The sequence below is a fragment of the Stenotrophomonas sp. 115C5 genome (assembly GCF_056861055.1).
In genome coordinates this window covers 200,537-226,666 of the sequence record NZ_JBSPUQ010000002.1, presented here as the reverse complement: position 1 = coordinate 226,666, position 26,130 = coordinate 200,537, and the positions used below count along the sequence as shown (strand labels likewise).

19 protein-coding genes are annotated in these 26,130 nt (G+C 67.0%); 9 read left to right on the top strand and 10 right to left on the bottom strand.

The annotated features are described in order from the left end of the window. Positions 1-108: 108 nt before the first annotated feature. The 3 genes from AC13FN_RS04430 to AC13FN_RS04420 form a co-directional block, all read right to left on the bottom strand. On the bottom strand, positions 109-1,464 hold the full coding sequence (locus AC13FN_RS04430; RefSeq protein WP_159360685.1) for a Gfo/Idh/MocA family protein: 1,356 nt from the start codon (positions 1,462-1,464) through the stop codon (positions 109-111). Between the two features lie 65 nt (positions 1,465-1,529). Beyond that, positions 1,530-4,505: a TonB-dependent receptor domain-containing protein gene (locus AC13FN_RS04425; RefSeq protein WP_262088849.1), complete on the bottom strand. Its 2,976-nt coding sequence runs from the start codon at positions 4,503-4,505 to the stop codon at positions 1,530-1,532. A 133-nt stretch (positions 4,506-4,638) separates the two neighbouring features. Further along, entirely contained in the window at positions 4,639-7,998 is a 3,360-nt protein-coding gene (locus tag AC13FN_RS04420; protein ID WP_482984576.1) for a TIM-barrel domain-containing protein, read from the bottom strand. A gap of 321 nt (positions 7,999-8,319) precedes the next feature. Here AC13FN_RS04420 and AC13FN_RS04415 point away from each other — a divergent pair, with 321 nt between their 5' ends. The 6 genes from AC13FN_RS04415 to AC13FN_RS04390 all read left to right on the top strand — a co-directional run bounded on the left by AC13FN_RS04415 (position 8,320) and on the right by AC13FN_RS04390 (position 15,650). Then, positions 8,320-9,474 carry an SIS domain-containing protein gene (locus tag AC13FN_RS04415; RefSeq protein ID WP_281055736.1) on the top strand — a complete coding sequence of 385 codons (1,155 nt, stop codon included), beginning with the start codon at positions 8,320-8,322 and terminating at the stop codon, positions 9,472-9,474. Further along, positions 9,467-10,405 (top strand): ROK family protein, encoded by a 939-nt coding sequence (locus AC13FN_RS04410; protein WP_482984575.1) that lies wholly within the window; start codon positions 9,467-9,469, stop codon positions 10,403-10,405. Before AC13FN_RS04415 ends, AC13FN_RS04410 begins: the two co-directional genes overlap by 8 nt. A gap of 17 nt (positions 10,406-10,422) precedes the next feature. Beyond that, a complete protein-coding gene (locus AC13FN_RS04405) occupies positions 10,423-11,757 on the top strand; it encodes a D-tagatose-bisphosphate aldolase, class II, non-catalytic subunit (RefSeq protein WP_482984574.1) in 1,335 nt (444 codons plus the stop codon). Between the two features lie 33 nt (positions 11,758-11,790). Further along, entirely contained in the window at positions 11,791-12,567 is a 777-nt protein-coding gene (locus tag AC13FN_RS04400; RefSeq protein ID WP_043399720.1) for a DeoR family transcriptional regulator, read from the top strand. After that, positions 12,564-13,679 (top strand): N-acetylglucosamine-6-phosphate deacetylase, encoded by a 1,116-nt coding sequence (locus tag AC13FN_RS04395; RefSeq protein WP_049435778.1) that lies wholly within the window; start codon positions 12,564-12,566, stop codon positions 13,677-13,679. Before AC13FN_RS04400 ends, AC13FN_RS04395 begins: the two co-directional genes overlap by 4 nt. A 192-nt stretch (positions 13,680-13,871) precedes the next feature. After that, the gene (locus AC13FN_RS04390; protein ID WP_482984573.1) at positions 13,872-15,650 is read left to right on the top strand and encodes an MFS transporter; all 1,779 of its coding nucleotides are present in this window, start codon (positions 13,872-13,874) and stop codon (positions 15,648-15,650) included. A gap of 52 nt (positions 15,651-15,702) precedes the next feature. On the opposite strand, the gene AC13FN_RS04385 is transcribed toward AC13FN_RS04390, so the two are convergent. The 6 genes from AC13FN_RS04385 to AC13FN_RS04360 form a co-directional block, all read right to left on the bottom strand. Beyond that, a complete protein-coding gene (locus AC13FN_RS04385) occupies positions 15,703-16,173 on the bottom strand; it encodes a SecDF P1 head subdomain-containing protein (RefSeq protein ID WP_482984572.1) in 471 nt (156 codons plus the stop codon). Beyond that, positions 16,170-16,721 carry an HdeD family acid-resistance protein gene (locus tag AC13FN_RS04380; RefSeq protein ID WP_006399985.1) on the bottom strand — a complete coding sequence of 184 codons (552 nt, stop codon included), beginning with the start codon at positions 16,719-16,721 and terminating at the stop codon, positions 16,170-16,172. The genes AC13FN_RS04385 and AC13FN_RS04380 overlap by 4 nt, the downstream gene beginning before the upstream one ends. A 58-nt stretch (positions 16,722-16,779) precedes the next feature. Beyond that, positions 16,780-17,469 carry a ComF family protein gene (locus AC13FN_RS04375; RefSeq protein WP_010482160.1) on the bottom strand — a complete coding sequence of 230 codons (690 nt, stop codon included), beginning with the start codon at positions 17,467-17,469 and terminating at the stop codon, positions 16,780-16,782. A gap of 95 nt (positions 17,470-17,564) precedes the next feature. After that, a complete protein-coding gene (locus AC13FN_RS04370; protein ID WP_054172730.1) occupies positions 17,565-18,734 on the bottom strand; it encodes an L-dopachrome tautomerase-related protein in 1,170 nt (389 codons plus the stop codon). Between the two features lie 208 nt (positions 18,735-18,942). Further along, a complete protein-coding gene (locus tag AC13FN_RS04365) occupies positions 18,943-20,142 on the bottom strand; it encodes an MFS transporter (protein ID WP_482984571.1) in 1,200 nt (399 codons plus the stop codon). Position 20,143: 1 nt separating this feature from the next. Further along, entirely contained in the window at positions 20,144-21,202 is a 1,059-nt protein-coding gene (locus AC13FN_RS04360; RefSeq protein WP_054172734.1) for an alpha/beta hydrolase, read from the bottom strand. A gap of 144 nt (positions 21,203-21,346) precedes the next feature. Here AC13FN_RS04360 and AC13FN_RS04355 point away from each other — a divergent pair, with 144 nt between their 5' ends. Beyond that, on the top strand, positions 21,347-22,240 hold the full coding sequence (locus AC13FN_RS04355) for a LysR family transcriptional regulator (protein WP_217014530.1): 894 nt from the start codon (positions 21,347-21,349) through the stop codon (positions 22,238-22,240). 7 nt (positions 22,241-22,247) lie between these two features. Here the strand turns inward: AC13FN_RS04355 and AC13FN_RS04350 are convergent, their stop codons facing one another. After that, on the bottom strand, positions 22,248-23,591 hold the full coding sequence (locus AC13FN_RS04350; protein WP_482984570.1) for a chloride channel protein: 1,344 nt from the start codon (positions 23,589-23,591) through the stop codon (positions 22,248-22,250). Positions 23,592-23,795: 204 nt separating this feature from the next. On the opposite strand from AC13FN_RS04350, the gene bioB reads away from it, so the two are divergent. Both bioB and bioF read left to right on the top strand, forming a co-directional pair. Next, complete coding sequence (gene bioB / locus AC13FN_RS04345; RefSeq protein ID WP_043399796.1) at positions 23,796-24,839, top strand: biotin synthase BioB; 1,044 nt, start codon at positions 23,796-23,798, stop codon at positions 24,837-24,839. 67 nt (positions 24,840-24,906) lie between these two features. After that, positions 24,907-26,130, top strand: coding sequence for an 8-amino-7-oxononanoate synthase (gene bioF / locus AC13FN_RS04340; protein ID WP_217014534.1), 1,224 nt, complete (start codon positions 24,907-24,909; stop codon positions 26,128-26,130).

Sequence of the window (26,130 nt, the reverse complement as noted above, 5' to 3'; positions counted from 1 at the left end):
GAGCCTAGCATGCGCTTGGCAGGGGGGGCGCCATAAGCAGCAACGCCGGGCAGTGCCCGGCGTTGCGTTCAAACCAGTCGAGCATGGCTCGACTCTACAAAAAGCAGATCAATACTTGCCGTCGAACGCAAAAATCGGCTTGCGCTGCTTCCACGCGCCAGCGGTGAAGTCCGGGAACTCCAGCGTCTGGAAACTATTGGCGATCGACTGCTCGCTCAGCGGGGTGATCGCGCTCCACGTCACCGCATCGTAGATGTCGATCGGCATCGGCGCCTTGGCCTTCAGCGCTTCCACAAACGCGTGGATGACGAACCAATCCATGCCACCGTGGCCGGCGCTGGCAGCGGTCTCGGCATTCTGCTTCCACAGCGGGTGCTCATACTCGTCCTGGTACTTCTTGAACTCTTCCCACTGGTGCGGCGGGCTGCGGCCTTCGATGTGGATCGAATGGTTCACGTCCATCCACAGGCCCTTGGTGCCCTGTACGCGGAAGCCCATCGAGTACGGGCGCGGCAGCGAGGTGTCGTGCTGCAGCAGGATGGTCTCGCCGTTCTCGCAGGCCAGCGTGGTGGTGACGATATCGCCGAGCTTGAACTTCACCTTGGTGCTGGGGTGGGTGGTGCCACCACTCTTGGCCACGGTGTATTCGTGCAGGCCGCGTGCCTTGGTCGCGAACGCGTTGATGTGGGTGAAGCGGTTGCCACGGTTGATGCCGGTGTACATCGCGCACGGGCCGATGCCGTGGCTGGGGTACAGCTCGCCGTTGCGTTCCACCGAATGCTCGGTACGCCAGCGTGCTTCGCTCCAGCCCTTGGGGCCGAATTCCACGCCGCTGTCGTAGGGCTGGTTCGGGTCGCCGGAGTTGAACTTAACCCCGCGCAGGTCGTGCTGGTAGCCGGCCTGCAGGTGTACCAGTTCGCCGAACAGGCCCTGCCGGACCATCTGCAGGGCGGCCATCACATCGCGGCGGTAGCAGACGTTTTCCAGCAGCATGTACGGAGTGCCGGTGGACAGCTGCGTCTTCAGCACGTCCCAGTGGTCCTGCAGGGTGATGCCGGCCACCACTTCACAGCCCACGGCCACGCCGGCCTGCATCGCGGCAATCGCCATCGGCGCGTGGTATTCCCACGGCGTGGCGATGATCACGCCATCGATGCCCTTCTGATCCAGCAGGCGCTTCCAGGCATTGGTGTCGCGATCCTGGCCGTAGGTCTTCGGGGCCGGCTTGCCGGCCTTGGTCACCATCTCCACGGCGCGGCCGAGCATGATCGGCTCGATATCGCAGACGGCGACCACCTCGACGTCGTCGCGGCGCACCAGTTCCTTCAGCAGCACCAGGCCACGCATGCCGGTACCGATCATGGCCAGGCGCACCTTGCGCCCGCGTGCCCATGCCGGGGTCTGCGGCAGCAGGCTGCTGGCGGCGACAGCGGCACTGGCCGCGATGAATTCCCTACGCTTCATGGCAAACATCTCTCCTCTTGGCAGCGTGCCGGCCGCAGCCGGCACGCCAGGTCACGCAAACGGAATTACTTGAACCGGTAGCCGATGGTCACACTGTAACCACGACCAAAGATGGTCGCGTAGTCACTGGAGTCACCCAGGAAGCTGTTCGGATCGTAGAACGGCAGGCGGTTGAACAGGTTCTTGACGGTGAAGCTCAGGTTCCACGCATCATCCGGGCGCCAGGTGACGCTCATGTTGGCGGTCCACCACGACGGCGCACCGTCGCATTTGCTCTTCTGCAGGGCCAGGTAGCCGCCGGTGCAGGTTTCCTTGTTGTTGCTCACCTCATCAACCTGGTCGGTGGCCCACTTGGTGCCGCCCACGTAGTTGACGAACATGCTGGTGGTGACCTGCTTGTAGGTCCAGTCGGCATTGAGCGTGGCACGCAGGCGCGGGTTGTTGTAGTAGCCCACCACGTCGCCGTAGTACCAGCCGTTGGCTTCATCCATGTAGAAGCGGTTGCGGTTGGCGATGGTGGCAGCCAGGCCGATGTTCAGGTTGCCCCAGTCACCCAGCGAGAAGCGGCTGCGCGCATCGATGTCGAAGCCGTCGATCAGCGTCTTGCCACGGTTCTTGTACTGGCCCACCACGCTGGCCACGTTGCCGGCGGAGTAGCCCGGCAGCACCGACGGGCAGCTCACGCCACTGGCCGGATCGGCACACATCGCCGCCAGCTGTGCCAGGTTGGCGCGGTCACTGTCGGTGATCGGCGAGCGCGACGAGGAGATGATGTCTTCCATGCGGCGGTAGTCCGGCGCGACGATTTCATTGTCGCGATAGATGAACCAGTAGTCGGCCGACACCGACAGCCAGGTCGCCGGCTCGTAGACGAAGCCGAGGGTGGCGATCTTCGCCTTCTCCGGCTTCAGGTTCTTGTTCGGCTGGGTCATGCGCGCCACGGTGCGGCTGCAATCCACGTTCAGCAGGTTCTTGCCCAGGTCGACATCGCCCGGACGCTGCGAGCGCAGCAGCAGGTTGGCGATGGCGTTGGTCTCGTTGCAGCGCAGCTCGTCGCGGTAGCCACCCAGCTGCGCGAACACGCCGCCGTTGCCGGACTCGGCCAGGCTCGGTGCACGGAAACCGGTGGAGTAGGTACCGCGCAGCATCAGCTGGTCGAACGCCTGGTACTTGAAGCCGATCTTCGGCGCGACGTTGGCGCTGAAGTTCGGGTACTTGTCCACGCGCACCGCCGCATCCAGTTCCAGCTTGTCGGTGATCGGTGCCACGGTCTCGGCGAACAGCGCGTAGGTGTTGCGCTTGCCGTCGAACCAGGAGCCGCCCTGCTGGGAGATCAGGCCGTTGGCCGCATCGGCGTTGCCCGGGGTGTAGAAGGTCTCGCGGCTGGCGTTGAAGCCGAACGCGGCGCGCATTTCACCAGCCGGCAGCTGGAACAGCGGGCCTTCGATCTTGCCGTCCAGGGTGTGCAGACGGGTCCACGACTGGATGTCGAAGGTCGGGAACGCTTCACGGATCAATGCAGCGTTGGCTTCGCTGATCTCACCGAACTTGTATGCCGGGTGGTCGGAGATGATCACGCGGCCGGTGGTCGGATCGACCGAGTACGGGCCGAACGCCTTCTCGAAGCCCTTGATGTTGACGTTGATCGTCTGGTACGTGGTGGAGTGGGTACCGGCGCTGGCGAAGGCGGTCTCCCAGTTCCAGTCACCCCGGTTGCCACGCGCACCGGCCAGCACGCGGTAGCTCTTGTCGGTATTGCGCTGGCCGAAGTAGTTCGGGCCGGCATCCTGCAGCAGGTAGTTCAGGCCGACCACGCCGCCCATCATGGCCTTCATCTGCGGGCTGGCGTGGTTATACTCGTTGTTCGGGCCCAGGAACGGGTACAGGAACTGGTTGACGGTGTTGCCGGTGTTGCGCGAGAACCAGCTGGTCGGGTTGCCGGTGGTGGTGCCGTAGGTGCGCGGCGTGCCGCCGTTGGCGCGCAGGTCGATGTCGGTGTAGGTCGCCTCGGCAAAGATCTCGGTGCTGTCACCGACCAGGAAGGTGCCGTTGAGGTAGGCGGTGTTGCGCTCGGATTTGGCGCCGGCATCGATCTCGTTGTTCATCCAGGTTTCCCAGACGCAACGCGGGCCGGCCGCTTCACTGGTCAGCACGTTCTTGCAGCCCGGCGCAGCTTCCTGCACACGGCGGCCGGTGACCGGATCGAAGGCGAAGTAGCTGCCCGGGTTGAACTCGCCCGGCTTGCTGCCCACGCCCAGGCGCAGGTTGTTGAGGTAGTTCGGATTGTTGACGTAGTACTGGTCGGGCCGCTTGTCGTAGAAGTCGCTCAGCGGAATCGCGTCGCGGCGGTACATGTTCACCGCGCCGTAGATGTTGAAGCGGTTCTCGGCCAGGTCACCGAAACCGGCGGTGATGCTGGCCTGGCGCTCGCCATAGGAGTCGATGCGCGAGGAGGTGTCGTTGGTGAAGCTGACCTCGGCGCCCTGGAAGTTGCGCTTGGTGATCACGTTGATCACGCCGGCCACCGCGTCGGTGCCGTACACGGCCGAAGCGCCGTCGGTCAGCACTTCCATGCGTTCGATGGCCGCAGCCGGAATCGCGTCGATGTTGACGAACTGGGTCTGGAAGCCGGCCGGCGCGCCGTAGTACGACAGGCGACGACCATTCAGCAGCACCAGCGTTCCCTGGGCACCGAGGCCGCGCAGGTTGGCCTGCGAAGCACCGTCGGAACCGGTGAACAACGAACGCGCATCCTGCTGCGCCGGGCGTGCGGCAGGCAGGTTGTCGAGCACCTGCAACAGCGTGCGCGCACCCATGTTCTGGATGTCCTGCTTGCTGATCACCTGCACCGGCGACGCGGTTTCCACGTCGGTGCGGCGGATGTTGGAGCCGGTGACCTCGATGCGGGCCAGGTCGGTGGCCTTGTCCTTGCTCTCCTGGGCGAAGGCAGGAACGGCGACCGACAGCAGCACGCCGGCAATGGCCAGCGACAGCGGAGCGATCGAACGACAGGGGGGGCGGTGGTGGCGGGCGGGCAACATCGGGGTTCTCTCCTGGCAGGGGTGCGGCGCGAATGGTGAGCGCGTGGGCGTTCGGCGGGCAAAACGCTCCCGGGCCACGGCCATGAGGGCCGTAGTCGGAATGGGCGGGGGGAGGAGCGGTGTTACGAGGGGGTCATGGGGCGACGATGCTGGCGGAGTCGCCCTCCTGGCCGATCAGCACGGCGTTGGCCCAGTTGGCACAGACCTGGGCGGGTTGGCTGCCCTGCGCACCCAGCGTGCGCAGGCTCAGGCTGGAAAGGCCACGGATGTCCAGCTCCGGCTTGACCACGCCGGGTGCCTTCACCAGGCCGCTGTCGTACAGCAGGCGGTTGTCACCCCAGACCTGGAACTGCAGGCCACCGGCGTTGCGGCAGGCGTCGTCGATGCCGAGGTCGGCACGCAGCAGGTGCCAGCCGCCCTGCAGGCGCAGGTCGATGCGGCTGTTGGCGCCGACGCCCAGGCCACGGCGGAACTGCAGGCCGTTCATGCGCATGCCGGCATCGCCACGGAACGACTGGTCGGCGCGCACCTGGCTGGCCAGCGCGGCCGGCACCGGCAGCTCGGAGAGATAGCGCTGCCGGGCCGGTCGCTCCGGTTCCTGGTGTTCGAGAATGTAGAAGGTGGACAGTGCGATCGGGCCGACGTCGCGCGGCTGGAGCGCATCAAAGGCGCGGGCACTGCCCTGTGCGGCGGTGACCATCGGGTCGGTGCTGCTGGCACCGTCGCCTTCGGGGTTCTGCACGCTCAGCACGCGGAAGCGCAGCAGGCGGCCGGCGTGGGCCGGGAAGTCGATGCGCTGCACGCCTTCCTTCAGCTGCAGGCGGCCACGGGCGATCGGCTCGCCCCACTCGCCATTGCTGTCGCCCAGGTAGACCTCGTAGTCGCGTACCTGGCCGTGCTTCCAGTTCTTGTCGTTGCGTGGCGCAATGTCGATGCCATCGATCATCTTCCGCTCGCCGAAGCCCACCACCCATTCGTGGGCACCGGTGCGCACGGCCTGGTTGCGCACACTGCGGAACCAGGTAGCCGGATCGTCGTCGAAGGCATTTTCCAGCGCATGGCCAGGCTCTTCGGCCGGGCGGTTGACCACCAGCAGGCTGTCGGCCGGCAGTTCGCGGCCGAGTACGGGTGCGGCCGGATAGGTATCGTCGGCGACCGCCGCAGCCACCGCGAAGTCCAGCTGTAGCTGCAGCGGCTGGCGGATGTCCTGGGTGGCGGTGCGCACATGCAGCGTGCCGCGGCGTTCGGCGGCATCGAAGTACCATCCTTCAGCAGCAGCGTTGAACGCAGCGGCATCAGCCAGCGCCGGCAGCGCGCGGCCAGCGGCCTGCACCGCACGCGGTGCCTGGCGGCTGAGCACGCGCAGGCCGTAGCGGCGCTGCGGCAGCTGGCCGCTGTACTGGCCCTGCACCGCATCGATCTGCACCTGCACCGGGCCACTGCCCTGCGCCGGCGCCTGCACGCGGATCACCTGCGTGCTCGACTCGCCCTGCTGGTAGCGGCGGGTGTTGCCGTCGTCTTCGTACAGCGTGTACTGCGACTCGCCCTGCGGGTACAGGTCGAACGTCACTTCATCCAGCGGCTTCTCGCCGTCGAACAGCATCGACGGGTACATCGGCAGGATCGCACCGGCACGCACGAACACCGGCAGCGTGGCCAGGTCCACCTGGCGGTCGAGCTGGCGGCCGTCGGCGGCGGCCTGCACGCGGCGGCCATCCCAGTAGTCGATCCAGCCGCCGGCCGGCAGGTGAATGTCGCGGCGCCAGCCACGGCTGGCGGCCTGGCTGCGGTACACCGGCGCCACCAGCAGATCGCGGCCGAGCAGGAACTGGTACTTGTAGGTTTCATCCTGCGCATGCGGATCGCGCGGGTTATCCCACATCAGGCCACGCACCGGCGGCGCGCCGGTCTGCGCGGCCTCGTGCACCAGACCGTACATGTACGGGGTCAGGCGCATCTTCAACTTCAGGTAATCGCGGTTGATGCTGCGGTAGGGCTCGTCGTACCACCACGGATGCTTGCGTGCGTTCGACGACCAGCCGCTCATGCCCATCAGTACCGGTGTGAACGCCTTCCACTGCAGGTCGCGGGTGAAGGTCTCGGCGCTGCCGCCGAAGATCGCATCGACGTCACCGCTGGCATAGGCCATGCCGGACAGGCCGGAGCCGACCAGGGTCGGCACGTGCCAGCGGATGTAATCCCAGCTGCTGCTCTGGTCGCCGGTCCAGGCCACTGCATAGCGCTGGATGCCGGCCCAGCCCATCACCGTCCACAGGAACGGGCGCGAATCGGAATTGTCGAGGATGCCGTTGAACGCCTGGCGGTTGGCATCCATCGCAAACTGGTAGCCCTTGCCGGTCCAGGCCACGTCCAGCTTCTGTGCGCGGCTGCCGGCCTTGCCCACTTCCCAGGCGATCTTGTCGACGCCGTTCTCGGTCCACAGTCCGGTGCGGAAACCGTAGCCGGCCAGCCCCTTCACGGTTTCCGGCAACTGCTTGTAACCGCAGCCGTAGCCGTCGTTGGGCAGGATCCAGCCACCGGGCATGTCGTGGGCGCGGTACTGCTTGGCCACGCTGTCGATCACATCGGGGGTGGTGCCGGTCGGGCCGTCGCTCCAGCCTTCGGGCACGGTGCCGGGCTTCTTGCTGTTGTCGCCATCGTTGTAGCAATCGGCGTCGCCGTAGGATAGCGCCCAGCGCGCGACCATGTTCGGGCGGCCAGTCAGCTGGGTGTAGCGCTCGATCAGTTTCGGCAGGTCGGCGCCGACGAAGTAATAGGCATCGAAGCGGTCTTCGCGATGCAGCAGTGTGGCCTGGTCGCTCTGGCGCAGATCGTAGCTGCCATCGCTCCAGGTATTGCGCAGCATGCCCCAGCCACGGCTGCTCAGCAGCATCGGTGCTGGGCTGGGGCGGTCGCCCTCTTCCCAACCGCCGGAATAGGACACCTCCAGCTCGCGGCCCTTGAACTGGTAGCGGCCGTTCTGCTGGCCGCCACCGAAATAGCCTTCATCGGCCTGCGAGGACAGCACCTGCACGCTCTGCGCAGCATCCAGGTCCAGCGGCTGCAGTTCCTGCCACAGCGCGGTGGGCTGGCCGTTGTCCAGCCGTTCCAGGCGCATGCGCAGCGGCTGCCGCTGTACATGCAGCACCAGTGCATCAGTGCGCACGCGGATTTCCTGCGCGTCTTCTTCCAGCTGCGCCTGCACGTTCGCCTTGGGCTGCGGCAGCACGATCGGTGCAGCCTTGTCGCCGGCACCGGTCAGCGTGCCGTTGCGGCCAGCCTGCACGCGGATGATGTCGGTGGCCGGCAGTTCGATGCGGATGCGCGCGCCCTTGTCGGTCTGCAGGTCCCAGCCCTGCACGCCGTCGCGGCTGGCGCTGGCGGCAACCGAACGCAGGTTGCCGGCCGGCTCGGCCTGGGCCGGCATGGACGCCAACATCAATGCCGGCAACAGGGCCAGCATCAGCGGCGAGCGACGAACGCAGATTTCCACACGGACTCCCAACCCGTTCACCGGGCGTTTCGAAAGCGGTTGGGCCGACTCTAGGGCAGCGATTCGAAAGATGTCAACAAATTGAAAGGAAAAAGGAAGATATATTCCATTGAAACGAAAGTTGTTGCATTGCAATACTTTGTGTAAGCGCTTGCAGCCGCCTGTTAAGCATTGTGCGATACGGCATTTCGTCGATCCTTTCGTTTTTCCAGGCACGTCGCGACTGGAAAGTCATCCACCCATTTTCTTTCTTTTTACTTTCGCTGTTTGACATTTCGAAAGAAAACGCTGATGGTGCGCTGGCCCAACTGGAACCTCCGAATGGACGTCACCCTGCTTTCCGATGTGTCCGCCTGGCAGCGCCTTGGCGGAGCCGATACCGCTACCGAAATCGCCCAGCAGCCTGCGCTGTGGGAGGCCCTCGCACAGGACCTGTCGCGTGCCCGCGACCGCCTGCAGGCCTTCCTCGGCGACAGCCTCAGCGACCCCAACCAGCGCGTGCTGTTCACCGGCGCCGGCAGCTCCGGCTTCATTGCCGAAATGGTGGCCGATGCGATCAACGCGCAGTGGCCAGCTGATGTGCGCGTGGTGCACACCACCAGCCTGCTGACCCACCCGGCGCTGTACCTGCAGCGCGACCGCCCGACCCTGCTGGTCTCGTTCGGCCGCAGCGGCTCCAGCCCGGAGAGCGTGGCCGCGGTGGACCGCGTGCGCAGCGACGTGGATGACGCGCGCTTCCTCGACATCACCTGCAACGCCGATGGCGAACTGGCCCGTCGTGGCGCCGGCCGTGCCGATACCTGCACCCTGCTGATGCCGTCGGCCAGCTGCGACCGCGCCTTCGCCATGACCAGCAGCCTGACCTGCATGCTGCTGGCCGCACTGACCGTGTTCGATCGTTCGCCGTGGGATGCGCGCGTGGCGCGCCTGAAGCAGATTGCCGGTCTCGCCCGCGAAGGCCAGGCGCAGTGGGACGCACCGGTAGCCGCGCTGGCGCAGCGCCCGTTCAACCGGGTGATCTACCTTGGCAGCGGCCCGCTGGAAGCACTCGCACGCGAAGCCGCGCTGAAGGTGCTGGAGCTGACCGCCGGCCGCGTGCTGGCGTTGGCCAACACACCACTGGGCTTCCGCCATGGCCCGAAGTCGACGCTGGATGGCAACACCCTGGTGGTGGTGCTGCGCAGCGTGCAGCCGCTGGCGCGCCGCTACGAACAGGACCTGCTGGAAGAACTGCGCCGCGATGGCGTGGCCGGCCAGGTACTGGCGATCGGCCCGCATTCGGACATCGGTGCCGATGACGAGTACACCCTCACCGTGCCGGCCCTGGACGACCCGTGGCTGGCGCCGGTATGGCTGGGCTTCGCGCAGCTGTTCGCGCTGCAGCGCTCGGCCGCACTCGGCCTGACCCCGGACAACCCGTTCCCGGACGGCACCGTCAACCGCGTCGTCAAGGGTGTCACCATCCACCATGGCTGAGCTGATCGCCCATGCCTGCTACGGCATCGACATCGGCGGCACCAAGATCGAGCTGGTGGCGTGCGATGCGGCGACGCAGGTCACCTGGCGCCGCCGGGTCAGCACGCCGCAGGGCGACTACGACGGCTTCCTGCAGGCGGTGGTGACACTGGTCGCCGAGGCCGATGCCGCGCTGGGCCGCGGTGATGCCGCCATCGGCATCGCCCTGCCCGGTGTGCGTGATCGTCGCAGCGGCCGCCAGCTCAGCGCGAACGTGCCTGCACTGACCGGCCACAGCGTGGCGGCGGATCTGCAGGCACGCCTGCAACGCCCGCTGCACTTCGGCAACGACCTGCAGTGCTTCGCCCTGTCGGAAGCGCATGGCGGGGCCGCCGACGGCTACCCCAGCATGTTCGGCGCCATCCTCGGCACCGGTGCCGGTGGCGGCTTCTGCCTGCAGGGCCGGCTGCTGTCCGGCTTCAACGGGCTGGCGGGCGAATGGGGCCACTGGAGCGTGCCCGGTCACCTGCTGCAGCGCCATGGCCTGCCACTGATCGACTGCGCCTGCGGCCTGCAGGGCTGCGTGGAGCGCTATGTGTCCGGCAGCGGTGTGGCGATGATCGAACGCCATCTCGGTGGCAGCGCCACCGACGCCAGCGCAGTGATCGCCCTGGCCGAAGCCGGTGATGCGCGTGCGCGCAAGGCGCTGGACATCCATCGCGACCTGCTTGGCCACAGCCTGGCCGCGCTGGTGCTGGCGCTGGACCCGCACGTGATCGTGCTCGGCGGTGGCCTCTCGCAGTACGCGCCGCTGTACCAGCAGCTGCCGGCGGCCATCGCCGCTCATCTGTTCAACGGCGTGCAGGTTCCGCCGATCGTGCCGCCGCGCTTCGGCGATGCCGGTGGCGCACGTGGTGCCGCCCTGCTCGCCTGCCAACCCTCGTTTTCCTGATTGACCGGAGCCTGACCATGTCCCCGTTGCAGACCCTGCTTGCCTCCCACCGCGCCGGTGCCAACGTCGGCCTGTACAGCGTCTGCTGCAGCAACGAGCAGGTGCTGCGTGCGGCCATGCACGTGGCGCTGGCGCACGGCACCGTGCTGCTGATCGAGGCCACCTCCAACCAGGTCGACCAGTTCGGCGGCTACACCGGCATGACCCCGCCGCAGTACCGCGAATACGTGGGCACGCTGGCCGATGAAGAAGGTTTCCCGCGCGAGCGGCTGATCCTGGGTGGCGACCACCTCGGCCCGAATGCCTGGCAGAAGCGCCCGGCCGCCGAAGCGATGACCCACGCGCGCGTGCTGATCGAAGCCTACGTCGCCGCCGGTTTCCACAAGATCCACCTCGATTGCAGCATGTCCTGCGCCGATGACCCGGTGCCGCTGCCCGACGCCATCGTCGCCGCGCGCTCGGCCGAGCTGGCCGAGATCGCCGAACGCACCGCCGCCGATCATGGCCTGCCGCCGCCGGTCTACGTGATCGGTACCGAAGTGCCGATTCCGGGTGGCGAAGCCTCGCTGGCCGAAGGCCTGCAGGTGACCACGCCCGCCGCTGCCGCGCAGACACTGGCGATTCATCAGCAGGCGTTCGATACGCCGCAGCTGCGCGATGCGTGGCAGCGCGTGATCGCCATGGTGGTGCAACCGGGCGTGGATTTCGATCACAGCAGCGTGCACGAGTACGACCCGGCCGCCGCCAGCACGCTGGCCGACTTCCTCGAACAGCAGCCGCGCATCGTGTTCGAAGCGCATTCCACCGACTACCAGCGCGAAAGTGGCCTGCACGCCTTGGTGCGCGACCACTTCGCCATCCTCAAGGTCGGCCCGGCGGCGACCTTCGCCTACCGCGAAGCGCTGTTCGCGCTGGCCGCGATCGAGGCCGAACTGCTGCCGGCGGCGCAGTGCTCGCGCCTGCCGCAGGTGCTGGATGAAGTGATGGTGGCGCAGCCGAAGTACTGGCAGTCCTACTACCAAGGCGATGAGGCAGCGCTGCGCCTGCTGCGCAGCTATTCCTTCAGCGACCGCTGCCGCTACTACTGGGGCGAGCGGGCGCTGGTGGAGGCGGTGCAGACCCTGTTCGCCAACCTGGAACAGCATGCGCCGCCGCTGGTACTGCTCAGCCAGTACCTGCCGGAGCAGTACCGCGCCGTGCGCGAGGGCACCCTGGCCAATACGCCTACCGCGCTGGCGCAGCATCGCGTCGGCCTGTGCCTGGGCGAGTACGCCCGTGCGTGCAGCGCCAACCAGGCCGGAACCCGCACGCATCACGCAGACGCGGCTGCCGCCGTTGCTGCGAACGGCTAATCTCTACCTTTCCCCGCGACACCGAGAATGGCCATGCGCAACACCCGCTCCCGCCGGCAACAGATCCTGCAGCTGCTGATCGAGCACGGCTCGGTGCAGGTGGCCGATCTGGTCGAGCGCTTCGGCGTGTCGGCGGTGACCATCCGTGCCGACCTGACCCACTTCGAATCGCAAGGCCTGGCCAACCGTACCCACGGCGGTGCGACGCTGGTGCGCACGCCGCCGCAGGAACAGGACATCCACGAAAAGGACGCACTGAACCTGCCGCTGAAGGAATCGATCGGCGCCTGTGCCGCGCGCCTGGTGCGGCCCGGTGACAACATCATCATCGACTCCGGCTCGACCACGATGACCCTGGCCCGCCACCTGCGTAGCCAGCGCGACGTGACGGTGATGACCAACGGGCTGAACATCGCCTGGGAACTGGCCAACGCGCCCGGCATCAACGTGCTGCTGACCGGTGGGCTGCTGCGCCAGCAGTCGCTGTCGCTGCAGGGCAGCCAGGCCGAAGCCAGCCTCAACTCCTACAGCTTCGACACCCTGTTCCTGGGCGTGGACGGCCTGGACCTGCAGTTCGGCCTGACCACCCACGATGAAGCCGAAGCCCGCCTCAACCACCGCATGGTCGAGCGCGCGCGCCGCATCGTGGTGCTGACCGACGCCTCCAAGTTCGGCCGCGTCAGCCTGCACCGCATCGCACTTCTCGATCAGATCCACGCCATCATCACCGACGCCGGCATCGACGACGCAACCCGTGAAGGGCTGCAGCGGCTGGGCATCGAAGTGATCATCGCCGAGCCCACTGCATGACCGACACCCGCACCCTGCATGGCCGCATCCTCACGCCGCTGGGTTGGCGGCGTGGCCACGTCCACTTCGATTCGCACATCCGCCAGCTGCAGGTGGACGACCACAGCGGCGCTGACGACCTGCAGCTGCCGGTGATCCTGCCCGGCTTCATCGACCTGCACGTGCATGGTGCGGCCGGCGTCGACCTGATGCAGGGCGGCGACGTGGCCCGCACCATTGCCCGCACCCACCTGCGCTTCGGTACCACCACACTGCTGGCGACCACCATGACCGCCGGCCTGGATGAGATCGAGCACGCGCTGCACGGCGTGGCCGCGACCATGGCAGCGCCCGATGCCGACGCCGCCTGCATTGCCGGCGTACATCTGGAAGGGCCGTTCATCAGCCCGCAGCGCCTGGGCGCGCAACCCAACCGCACCATCGAGGCGACGCTGGCGCTGGTGCAGCAGCTGCACGCGCTGGCACCGATCCGGGTGATGACGCTGGCGCCGGAAATCGGCGAGCACACCGCACTGATTCCCGCGCTGGCGGCAATGGGCATTCGCGTGCAGCTCGGCCACAGCGCCGGCACGTACGAAGAGGGTGTTGCTGCCCTGCAGGCCGGGGCTTCCGGCTTCACTCACCTGTTCAACGGCATGACCGGCGTCGACCACTACCGGCCTGGCATCGCCGCGGCGGCACTGGCGCACGCGCAGTACGCCGAGATCATTCCCGACCTGCAGCACATCCACCCCGGCGTGATCCGCCTGGCCGCGCGCGCGATCCCGCGCCTGTACGCGGTGACCGACGCGACTGCCGCCACCGGCATGCCCGATGGCGAGTATGCGCTGGGCGAACAGCGCGTGCACAAGTGCGGCGGCTGCGTGCGCCTGGCGACCGGTTCTCTGGCGGGTAGTGCACTGACCATGGACCAGGCGCTGCGCAACCTTGTGCGTGTGGGATTGGAACTGGCCGATGCCTCGCATCGCGTTTCAACCTTCCCGGCCGACTACCTGGGCCTGGGCGATCGCGGCCGCATCGCGCCCGACGCCCGCGCCGACCTGGTGGTGCTGGACGCCGAACTGCGCCTGCAGCAGGTGGTCATTGGCGGGCGGGTGGTCGATCTGAACTGACGCACGCCATGCGGCCCGGACGCCGCGCAGGCTCCCTGTAGAGCCGAGCCATGCTCGGCTCACCGCGCGAAGCGCGGCATGGGGGACCTCGATATCGGAACGGAAAGCAGCCGAGCATGGCTCGGCTCTACAGAAAGCACTCTGCGACGAACCGCCGCCGGGCGTGGCCCGGCGCTACCACAGGAACTGCCGATGACCGCAAGCACCGCCCCGCGCTGGCCCGTACGTTACCTGCTCTTCATCGGCGGCCTCGGTGGCCTGTTGTACGGCATCGACATCGGCATCATCGCCGGTGCCCTGCCCTATCTTGAAGCGACCGCCAGCCACGCCTGGCAGCTCAGCAGCCAGCAGCTCGGCTTCGTGGTGGCAGCGGTGCTGCTGGGCAGCGTGTTGTCCTCGCTGTTCGCCGGCATGATTGCCGACCTGATCGGCCGCCGCGGCGCGATGCTGCTGGCCGGCCTGCTGTTCACCGCCTCGATTCCGATCATGGCACTGGCCTCCGGCTACACGCCGCTGCTGCTGGGTCGCCTGCTGCAGGGCATCAGTGGCGGTTTGATCGGCGTCGTGATTCCGCTGTACCTGGCCGAAGTGCTCAGCCCCGAACGACGCGGGCGCGGCGCGGCCATGTTCCAGCTGCTGCTGACCGTTGGCCTGGTGCTGGCAGCCCTGATCGGCCTGTACCACGCCCATGCCGTGGATGCCGCCGCCGAGGCCGTGCGCTCGCTGCCGGTCGCGCAGCAGGCGCAGGAACTGTTCACGGTGAAGGACCACGCCTGGCGCACCATCTTCTGGACCTGCCTGGCGCCAGGCCTGCTGTTCTGCGCCGGCATCTTCTGGCTGTCCGAATCGCCACGCTGGCTGGTGCGCCGCGGCCGCATCGACGAAGCGCGCCGCGGCCTGCAGCGCGTCCTTCCCGCCGCAGACGTCGAGCCTACGCTGGCCCAGATCCAGGCGCCGGAATCGAGCAGCAGCGACGGCAAGCGCGACCCGCTGCTCAGCCGCCGCTACGTGGTGCCGTTCGTGCTGGCCTGCGTGGTGCTGGCATGCACCCAGGCCACCGGCATCAACTCGGTGCTGGCCTACGCGGTCAACATCCTCAACCAGGCCGGCCTGTCCGGTTCAGTGGCCAACGGCGCCGACGTGGCGATCAAGCTGCTCAACGCGGTGATGACCGTGGTCGCGCTGCTGCTGGTCGACCGCAAGGGCCGCAAATTCCTGCTGATGCTGGGCAGTGGTGGCATCTGCGTGGCCCTGCTGGCGGCGGCCACGCTGTTCTTCCAGGCCGAGCGCGGACGCGCCGATGTGCAGCCTCAGCTGCAGGCGGCGGTCAGCGGCGACGGCCTGCAGCTGGTGCTGGATGACGCGCAGTGGCAGCGCCTGAGCAATGGCATCGACAGCCAGCGCCGACCGATGCAGCTGACCGTGTCGTACGCCTATGGTGATTTCACCAATGTGCGCACCCTGCGCAGCGACAACCTGATTGATCGCGAACTGCGCATCGAGCGCACCGGCACCGTGCAGCCGGACAGCGTGATCGGTGCGTTCTTCCGCAAACTCCACCTGAATCCATTTGCCGACCCGGCCAGCGCCAGCCAGGCGCCATTGCGCATCGAACAGGCGCGTATCGGCCCGGTGCCGCCACCGGCACACGGCTGGGCCGTGGCCACCTGCATCCTGGTGTTCGTCGCGTTCTTCGCCGTCGGCCCCGGCGTGTGCGTGTGGCTGGCACTGTCGGAGCTGATGCCGAACCGCATCCGTTCCAATGGCATGAGCATCGCGCTGCTGATCAACCAGTTCGTGTCCACCACCATCGCCGCCATCTTCCTGCCCACGGTGGGCCACTACGGCTACGCCAGCATGTTCGTGTTCTGGGCGGCGTGCACCTTCGTGTTCTTCCTGGTGGCCGCGTTCTGGCTGCCGGAGACCAAGGGCAAGTCGCTGGAAGAGATCGAGGCACGGTTCGCCCGGTAGCGGTCGACCTTGGTCGACCTCCATGCGCAGCGTGGGGGTGTTGGCGCGCCCGTCACTCGCCCGTGATGTGCTTCGCAAGCTCCTGCGCCTCGGCAACGCTGGACAAGCCGCTCAGCATCATCGATTCGCCGAACGGTCCCTGCACCGTCGCCACCATCAGCACGCGGCCATCCACGCTGAGCGCCGCACGCTGACCGACCCGTGCTGCCGTGCCATCGTGGATGCGCTGGTGCGCTTCGGGCCGATAGCGGATCTGCAGGCCGGGCTGCTTGGCCTCGTCCAGTACGTAGCGCACATCGGCGATGTCGGCACTGCCGGCAATCGGCGGCTCGCGCAGGGCCAGGGTTTCGCCCTGCCACTGCACCGATCTGCCCTTGCCGGCTGCATCGACCGCACTCAGGCGCACATCCACGCCGGGGCGTGGCGCATGCTCCTTCCCTGCCAAGGTACCGGGCGCAGCGCCCGGCATGCATCCGGTCAGGGTCAACGCCACGCCCAGCAACAGCGGAAGCGCAGCCCTCACTTCAGCTTCCGCAGCTTGAAGGCCACCAGTACCTGCAGCAGCCCATACAGCAGGCTGCCGATACCGATCCACAGCGTGGTCACCGCCACGCCCGCATAGGGATTTGCGGCAAACAGCAGGCCCAGCACCACCGCCAGCACGCCACTGAGGATCAGCAGCCACTCGCCCTGGATCTGCTTGCGCACGCGGATCGCGAACACGATGCGATAGATGCCGGCCACCAGCAGCCACGCGGCCAGGAACAGCACCAGCACGCTGGCGGTGGCCAGCGGGTTGATCACCGCAAGGATGCCGAAGCCCAGCGAAGCGATGGCATACAGCGCCAACCAGCCACGCGAGGCACCACTGCCGCCGCTGACCAGTGCGAACAGGCTGATGACGCCTTCAACGATGGCCATCACGCCCAGTGTCCACGCCAGTGCCATCGCTGCGGACAGCGGCCAGCCAATGGCAACGATGCCAAAACCCAGTGCGACGAGCCCGTACAGCAGCAGGATCCACCAGCTGCGCCCAACCGCCGACAACAAGGGAGACAAGGGGGAATTCATGGCCACTCCTCCGATCCGGAACCGGCCTCATCCTAGCCCCTGTGGATGAAGAGGGCGATCACGGTGCCCGCGCACAGACCCACACGCGCACCTCCGCTGCGCCGGCCAGGCGCAGCGTCTCGGCGACCTCCATCACCGTGCTGCCAGTGGTCATCACGTCATCGACCACGGTCAGCCGCGAGGGCACGGAACCACGCACGTCGAACGCATCGAACAGGTTTTCCCTGCGCTGTTCGGCCGTGCGTTCAGACTGCGGTGCGGTATGCCGCTGCCGGTACACCCCCTGCCAGACCGGCATCGGCAGCAACCGGCACAGCTCGCCGGCCTGGTTGTAGCCGCGCTGGCGCAAGCGTCGCCTGTGCAGCGGCACCGGCACCAGCGGCGTGCACGACCACGGCGGCGGTGCGCGCTGCATCAGCTGCGCGAGCAGGCGTCCAGCGGCGAGATCCTGATGGAACTTGTAGCGGACCAGCAACTGGTCAACCGGCGGCAGGTACAGCAGGCTGGCATGCGTGGCGGCCTGTGGCGGCACCTCTTCGCGGCAGGTGCCGCAGACGATCAACGCTGTGTCCGGCAACGGCAGCGCGCAGCGCAGGCAGGCCCGGCCGGCCCAGGGCAGTCCGGCCAGGCAGGCATCGCAGAGATCGAGTCCATCGTGGCCCGGGTCACCGCAGACCAGGCAACGGAGCGGTAGCAGCACACGAAGTGCGGCCTGCACGTGGCGGCCCGGGTCGAAGAAGGCAGACATGCGCTTCAGCCTGACGGCGCCGTCAGTGCGTTGCCATCGGGGGGGCCCTCAACGAGCCGTAGGGGTTTTGTCGCCCACCCGCTGCCCCGATCACCTCACCGCGTTGGCGCAGGCTTCGCATCCACCCGGGTGCGATACACCATGTACGGCGCCTGCCGGCGATCAACGCCACCATTGAATCCGGCCTGCCGATGCAGCTGGTTGGCGGTGAAGTACAGGTAGCCATCCGGCCCCATCGACAAGGTATCCGGCCACAGGATGCGCGGGTCGTGCACCACGGTCGTCCAGCGCCCCTGCGCATCACGGGCATGAATGGCGTTGTGCTCGTAGTCGCTGGCGTACAGCCGCCCGTTGGCATCCATCTCCATGCCATCGGAGGCGCCCTTCTCGCCGAGGTCAACGACCGCAGCAGCCAGCGCCGCCTCGCTCACCTTCGGGTCGCGCAACAGTGCGGTGGGCACGCTGTACAGATGGCGGCTGGACAGTGGCGTGTAGAACAGCGTACTTCCATCCGGCGAAAGCGCGATGCCATCGGCGGCAACGGTGAACGGTGCCGACGAACCGTCGGCCTTGCGCAACCGCATCTGCCGGCCCTCCACGATCGGCACGAACGCGGGATCGGCCGAGGTGGATACATGACCGATCAGACGCTTGGATGCCGCCCCCGTAGCGAGGTCGATGACGATGATGCCGCCAATGCCGCTCAGTGACGAGTCGGTCACGTAGGCCACGCCCTCGCGGCCGACACGGAAATCGAAGCGCACATCGTTGACGTAGGTGCGCGCGTCGATGACGTTTGCCGGGAACACCAGGGTCTTGGCCACGGTATTGGTGGCCAGATCGATCGCCACCAGCTTGGCGCCGCCGGCCTGCGGCGCTGAAAAGCCCGGTGCGGCGGTGTCCAGCACCCACAACCGGCCCTGGCCATCGGCCACCACACTCTGCACGCTGATGAAGTGGGCCGCCGGATCGGGACCGTCCTTGCGGTTGATGCGCGCATCCGGATAGGGCACGGCGCGGCCATCACGCCACTCGGCCACGCTGTAGGGCACCTCATCGCCCCAGCGCGGGAAGTTGACGAAGATCCGCCCGGTCTCGGACACCGCCACGCTGGTGGGCATCGCACCTTCGAATCGCGCCACCGGCTCGATGACACCGATGCTGCGTTCGCTGGGCAGCAGGGGCGTGCCTGCCAGCGCCAGCGCGGGGGAACTGGCCAGGGCCAGGACGGCAGCCGCCAGGCTGCGGATACGGCAGTTGATCATGGTCGCTCTCGATGCAGGTCCGGGTGCAGCCCCGGGGGTCGACGCATCTTCAGCGGCGCACCTGGCATCGGGTAGACGGTGCAACGGGGAATCAGCTTCACTGCAGGAGTGAAGATACGAAATGATTGATCCTGATTATCCGAGCAATGGAACGTGCCTATCGGCAGATCGTGCAGACCGCTGTCGCCCCACAGTTGTGGCGCGCGCCCTACAGGAGCAGAGCAGCCAGTTTTGCCGTCCGCCAAGCCAACAGTGCGGCGACCAGCAGGACGCCGGCGCTGGCCATGAAGTTGATGGCATAGCCGAGACTGTCGAACAACAGTCCCCCCAGGGTGGAGCCCAGCGCGATCGAGCACTGCACTACCGCGACCATCAATCCGCCACCGGCCTCGGCATTGCCGGTGAAGGTCCGCGCGACCCAGCTCCACCAGCCCACCGGCGCCGCGGTGGCGAGGAAGCCCCAGATGGCAAGCAGCGTAACCACCGGCCATGCGTATGCGCCCAGTGGCACCAGCGCTACAGCCACAGCTGCCATCAGTACGGGGATTGCGATCAGGGTCCTGTACAGACCACGCGCGAGAAAGACACCAATGACGAGCGTCCCGACAACGCCGCTCGCGCCAATGGCAAGCAGCATCAATGGCAATGCGGTGCTGCCAGCATGGGTCACGGCTTCCAGGAACGGCCGGATATAAGTGAACAGTGCGAACTGCCCCATGAAGAATGCGCCGCAGGCCCCCATGCCGAGGAGCACGACGCGGTGCTTGAGCAAGCCCAGCACACTGTCGGTCGCGGCGACGGGCGATGCCGGCATGCGGGGCAGGCTCAGCCATTGCCACACCAGTGCGACGGCCGCTATGGGCAACAGGCACAGGAAGGCACCCCGCCAACCGATCACACCGCCCAGCCAGCTCCCCAGCGGCGCGGCAATCACAGTTGCCAATGCGTTGCCCCCGTTGAAGATCGCCAGTGCGCGTGGCACCTGTGCCGCAGGTACCAGTCGCATGGCGGTGGCGGCGGACATCGACCAGAAGCCACCGATGACGATGCCGATCAGCGCGCGGCCCGCCATGTACATCGCATAGCCGTTGGCCCATGCCACCACCGCGCCGGAGACCGCCATCAGCGAGGTCAACGACAGCAGTAGTGTCCTGCGGTCAATGCGAGCCGCCACGCGGCTGATCGACAGGCTGGTCAGCACCGCGAACACACCTGAGATGGCGATGCCGTAGCCGGCCATGCCTTCGCTTACGCGCAGATCGGAGGCCATGAGCGTGAGCAGGCTGACTGGCATGAACTCCGAAGCGATGAGAGAAAACACGCATAGCGTCATCGCCAGCACACCGCCCCAATGCGCACGCGCAGGAGTGCTTTCCGCCGTTGCGTTGGATGCGATCGCAGCACTCATCTCAGCGTTCTTCCAGGTTCTGCCTGAAGAAGCTGCCCAGCTTCGCAAACGGAATCAGATCGGTGCGGTCGTACAGATCCACGTGGCCGGCTCCCGGCACGATATACAACTCCTTGGGTTGACCCGCCAGTCGGTAGGCGTCTTCGCTGAATTCACGGGAGTGCGCTTCGCTGCCGGCGATGAACAACATGGGACGTGGCGAGATCGTTTCGATGTCGTTGAACGGATAGAAATTCATGAAGCGTACTTCGCTGGTCAGCATGCGGTTCTGGGTCTGTTCCAGCGTGTAGCCCCTGGGAAGGGCGGCGCCGCGCGTGGTGCGATAGAAATCCCAGAATTCACGGGTGACCGGGTCTGCATCGGGCGGTAGCGTGGCCGGCAGATAATCGAGGAATATGCCCTTGCCACTATCGAACTCGGTGTAGCGCTGCTCGGCGGCTTTTTCGAGCAGTGCCTTGCGCTGGTCTGCGCTCTGCGAATGCTTCAGGCCATTGCGTGTAACCGCGCCCATGTCGTACATGCTGACGGTGGCGATGGCCTTCAGCCGTGGGTCCAGCTTGGCGGCGGCGATGGAAAAGCTGCCGCTGCCGCAGATACCGAGCACGCCGATGCGCTCCCGGTCGATGAACTCGCGCGTCCCCAGGTAGTCGACCGAAGCGCTGAAGGCTTCCACATAGATCTCCGGGGCCACCAGATTGCGCGGCTCACCCTGGCTTTCGCCCCAGAACGGCAGGTCGATCGCCAGCGTCACAAAGCCCTGCTCGGCCAGCTTCTGCGCGTACAGCTGCGCGCTCTGCTCTTTCACCGCGCCCATTGGGTGGCCGACGATGATCGCCGGGGCGTGCTCATTCCCGCGCCGGGTTTTCGGGCGGTACAACGTACCCACTATGCTCATCTGGTACTGGTTGCGGAACGTCACACGCTCGCCGGATACATCGACGCTTCTGTAGAAGTTGTCCGCGCCCGCCGGCGTTACCGCAACAGGAACATCGGCGGCCATCACGGTCAACGGGGCGAATGCACTGGTGATCAACGCCAGCAGCAGGGGGGTGCGCTTCATGGTCGTGGCCTTGGAGGAGGATGCAGGGCGCCACGATAGGCGGGCGGGCATGCCGTGATAATCCACCTGCCGATTGATGGATTACTGAACTGTGCTCACAAGTCCGTGCTAGGGTTCGGCCATGCCTCCGAACGATGCAGCGCCATGGCCTTCGTGAAATCCAATGATCTCCAGGCTTTCCTGGTTGTCGCGCAGGAACAGAGCTTTACCAAGGCAGCTGCGCGCCTCGGCGTCACTCCTTCGGCGTTGAGCCATTCGATGCGCCTGCTGGAAGAGCGACTGGGCATCCGCCTGTTGGCCCGCACCACCCGCAATGTGTCGCCCACCCAGGCCGGTGAGCGTTTGATGCACTCCATCGGCCCTCACTTCGCGGCCATCGGCGCCAGCATCGAGGCACTGGGCGAACTGCGCGACACCCCGACCGGAACACTGCGGATTTCCTGTACCGACGATTCGATCGAGATGATCATCCGCCCGCGTCTCGCTGGCTTCCTGGCCGCGTACCCGGACATCACGCTGGAGTTCTACGTGGACTACGGGTTCACCAACGTGGTCGAGCAGCGTTTCGACGCCGGCATCCGCCTGGGTGAGGCGCTGAGCAAGGACATGATCGCAGTTCGTGTCGGTCCGGACTGGAGGCTGGTCGTAGTGGCCTCACCTGCATACTTCGACGCGCACCCGAAGCCGAAGAAGCCGGCCGACATCACCCGCCACCGCTGCATCAACATCCGCCACCGTCCCAACGGATCGATCTACGCCTGGGAATTCGAGGACAAGGGCAAGGAGTTCAGCGTGCGCGGGGAGGGACCGCTGGTGTTCAACAGCATGACTCACGTCATCAACGCCGCGCTTGACGGTCTGGGGCTGGCCTATGTTCCCGAACCACTGGTCACCGAGCATCTGGCGGCTGGGCGCTTGGTGGCCGTGCTGGACAAATGGTGCGTGCCCTTCGCCGGTTACCACCTGTACTACCCGAACCGACGCCAGCCATCGCCCGCGTTCTCGGCACTGGTGGCCTGGCTGCGGCAGCGCACATGAGCCTGCCTCAGGTCCGCGCTCCAGGATCGGTGCCCCCCGCGACGTCTGGCGCACGGGGCACCATCAACAACTCCGCCAACCCACGGTAGATCGGCACCCGGCAGACCAGCCCGGACACGCCACGGGCGATCAGCACCGTGGCCAGGATCGGCAGCAGCAGATCACCACTGTCGGTCAGCTCCAGCGAGATCACCGCCGAGGTCAGTGGCGCCTGGGTGACGCCGGTCAGGTAAGCACACATGCCCAGCAGCACGAACGCGCGCGGGTCCACGCCCGGCATCAGCACCGCCAGGTTGTGGCCCAGTCCCGCGCCGACCGCCAGCGCGGGTGAGAACAAGCCACCAGGAATACCGGCCACGTACGAGGCCAGATTGGCCAGCAGCTTCATCAACCCGAACTCGTGACCGACCACCGCCTGCCCCTGCACCAGGCTGCGCGCCTGCTCGTAGCCGGTGCCGAACGCGCCTTCACCGAAGACCAGGGCGAGCAGTACCACCACCAGGCCGCAGCCTGCGGCCAACAGAACCGGATGCCGCTGCCGCAGTTGCCCGAGCCAGCGCGGGCGGCCCGCCGCACTGGCCAGCACCGCACGCGCGAACAGGCCTCCCAGCAGGCCCGCCACCACGCCGCACAGCAGGATTGCCAGCCAGCCCTGGCCGAGCGGCAGGCGTGCGCTCACATGGCCGAAGTAGGTGTAGTTGCCCAACAGGCCCAGCGACACCACGCCACCGACGATCACCGCGGTCAGCAGGTTGCCTGAGAAGCGATGCTCGAAACGACCGCTGAGCTCCTCGATGGCGAAGACGATGCCGGCCAGCGGCGTGTTGAACGCCGCCGCGATACCCGCCGCACCACCGGCCAGCAGGAAGTGCGAGAGCTCGCGGGGATCCTTGAAGCCGAACCAGCGGCCGAACAGGTACATCAGGCTGGCGCCCACATGCACCGTGGGACCTTCGCGCCCGACCGACGCGCCACCAAGCAGCGACAACGACGTCAGCAACAGCTTGCCGGCCGAGACTGCTGGCGAAAGATTGGATCTGCGGAACGAGTCGTCCGGCTTGTCCAGTGCGGCGATGACCTGCGGAATGCCGCTGCCACGGGTGGGCTTCAGCACGCCGGAGGTCAACCAGGCCAGCAGCGCGAAGATGCCCGGCGTGAGCAGCAACGCCCACCACGGCGAGAGCGAGGTGATGCGCTGGAACAGATGGAAGGCCGCGTCGCTGGCCTTGGCGAACAGGATGGCCACCAGCGCCACGGCCACAGCGCCACCCCAGAGCGCGGCACGGCGGCGCCAGGCCTCGCTGAGAACCAGCGCGGTGATGCGGCCGCGGAGTCGGTGAAGACCAATCATGGGAGAGAGTCTGCGCGCCAGCGCTTGCGTTGGGCAGCAGACACTGTGGCTGGACGCCTTGCAGCATGCGGTGAAATGCGGCGCTTCGGTCGATGCTCGACTGCACGAACGGACAGTAAACCAAATTAGAATACATATGGTTGACAGCCTTCGTCGAGCCACCCACACTGCCGCCCTCGCTCCACTCGTACCCAAGGTCCCGCCATGGCTGCTGCCATCCGCCACGACTGGCAACACGACGAACTGCAGGCGCTGTTCGATCTGCCGTTCCCCGAGCTGCTGTTCCGCGCCGCAGCGGTCCATCGCGAGCACTTCGACCCATCGCAGGTGCAGGTGTCCACGCTGCTGTCGGTGAAGACCGGCGGCTGCCCGGAAGACTGCGCGTACTGCCCGCAGGCGCAGCGCTACAGCACCGGGGTGAACGCGCAGAAGCTGATGGAGACCGACGCGGTGCTGGCCAAGGCACGCCAGGCCAAGGCCGCCGGTGCATCGCGCTTCTGCATGGGTGCCGCATGGCGTTCGCCGAAGGATCGAGACATTCCGAAGGTCGCGGCGATGATCGCCGGGGTGAAGGCGCTGGGTCTGGAAACCTGCGCCACGCTGGGCATGCTCAGCGGCAAGCAGGCGCGTGCGCTGAAAGATGCAGGCCTGGACTACTACAACCACAACCTCGACACCGCGCCGGACTACTACGATTCGATCATCCACACGCGCCAGTACCAGGACCGTCTGGATACGCTGGAGCACGTCCGCGATGCAGGCCTGAAAACCTGTTGCGGTGGCATCGTCGGCATGGGCGAGACGCGCGCGCAGCGCGTCGGCCTGCTGCTGGCACTGGCCACGCTGCCGGCGCATCCGGATTCGGTGCCGATCAACAAGCTGGTGCAGGTGGCGGGCACGCCGCTGCATGGCAGTGCCGAGCTGGACCCGTTCGAGTTCGTGCGCATGATCGCGGTGGCCCGCATCGCCATGCCGCGTTCGATGGTGCGGCTGTCGGCCGGGCGCGAAGCCATGAGTGACGAACTGCAGGCGCTGTGCTTCGTGGCCGGTGCCAACTCGATCTTCTACGGCGACAAGCTGCTGACCACCGGCAACCCGGAGAGCGAGCGCGACCTGGCCCTGTTCGCGCGCCTGGGGCTGCAGCCGATGGCGGTGCAGGTGGATGCCGAAGGCCACGACCACGGCGGTACCGTGCACGCCGATATCAGTGCCGATACGCCCGGCTGCGGCCGCGCTCACGCGGCCTGAGACGGGCCGCAAGCAGGCGCCGCGGCAACGCGCTACCCTAGCCGCCCCGTCGACGCATTCAGCCACCATGGCCCGCCCCGACCTGACCGCCCGCCTCCACGCCCAGCGCGCTCTGCGCGATGCCCAAGGCCGTCGCCGCCCGCGACGCACGGTCACCCGTCGTGATGGCGTGCGCCTGGAAGTGGACGGCCAGTGGCTGACCGGCTTCTGCAGCAACGACTACCTGGGCCTGGCGCAGCAGTTCAGCGTGGTCAACGCGCTGCAGGACGCCGCTGCGCGCGAAGGCGCCGGTGCCGGTGCCTCGCACCTGGTCTGCGGCCATCATGCCTTGCATGAGGCGCTGGAACGCGAGGTGGCCGAGTGGCTGGGCTACCCGCGCGCACTGCTGTTCGGCAGTGGCTTCGCCGCCAATCTGGCGGTGCAGCAGGCACTGCTGAGCGAAGAGAACGATGTCTGCGTACAAGACAAGCTCAACCACGCCAGCCTGCTCGATGCGACCCGGTTGGCCGGTGCACGTCTGCGCCGCTATCCGCACCTGGATCCGGAAGGCGCAATGCGTCAGCTCAAGCACGCGCCCGATGGCGCGGCCATGCTGGCCACCGATGGTGTCTTCAGCATGGATGGCGACATCGCACCGCTGCGTGCATTGTCGCTTGTGGCACGCCTGCAGCAGGCGCTGTTCTATGTGGATGATGCGCACGGTGTCGGCGTGGTCGGTGATGGCCGTGGTGCCGTGGCCGCCGCCGGGCTGGGCGTGGACGACGTACCGCTGCAGCTGGTGACGCTGGGCAAGGCCTTGGGCGGTTCCGGTGCGTTGGTGCTGGGCCGCGACGATCTGGTCGAGCACCTGGCCGAAACCGCGCGACCGTACATCTACACCACCGCCGTGCCACCGGCGATGGCCGCCGCTGCGCTTGAAGCAGTGCGCCTGGCGCGCCGCGACCACTGGCGTCGCACCAAGCTGACCGACCTGATCGCGCTGTTCCGCAGTGAAGCGCGTCGCCATGGCCTTGACCTGATGGCTTCGGAGACACCGATCCAGCCACTGCTCTGCGGCGATGACCACACCGCCGTGGCGATGTCTACGGCGCTGGAACAGGCCGGCTGGTTGGTCGGTGCAATCCGCCCGCCGACCGTGCCGGAAGGCAAGGCACGCCTGCGCGTCACGCTGTCCGCGCTGCACACGCCGGAACAGGTGCGCGATCTGGTGGACGCCATCGCCAGCGCGCGCGATCGCGTGACCCTGGCCGTGCGTGAAGCCGCACCACCGCCGCTGCCCGCTTTTGCCTGA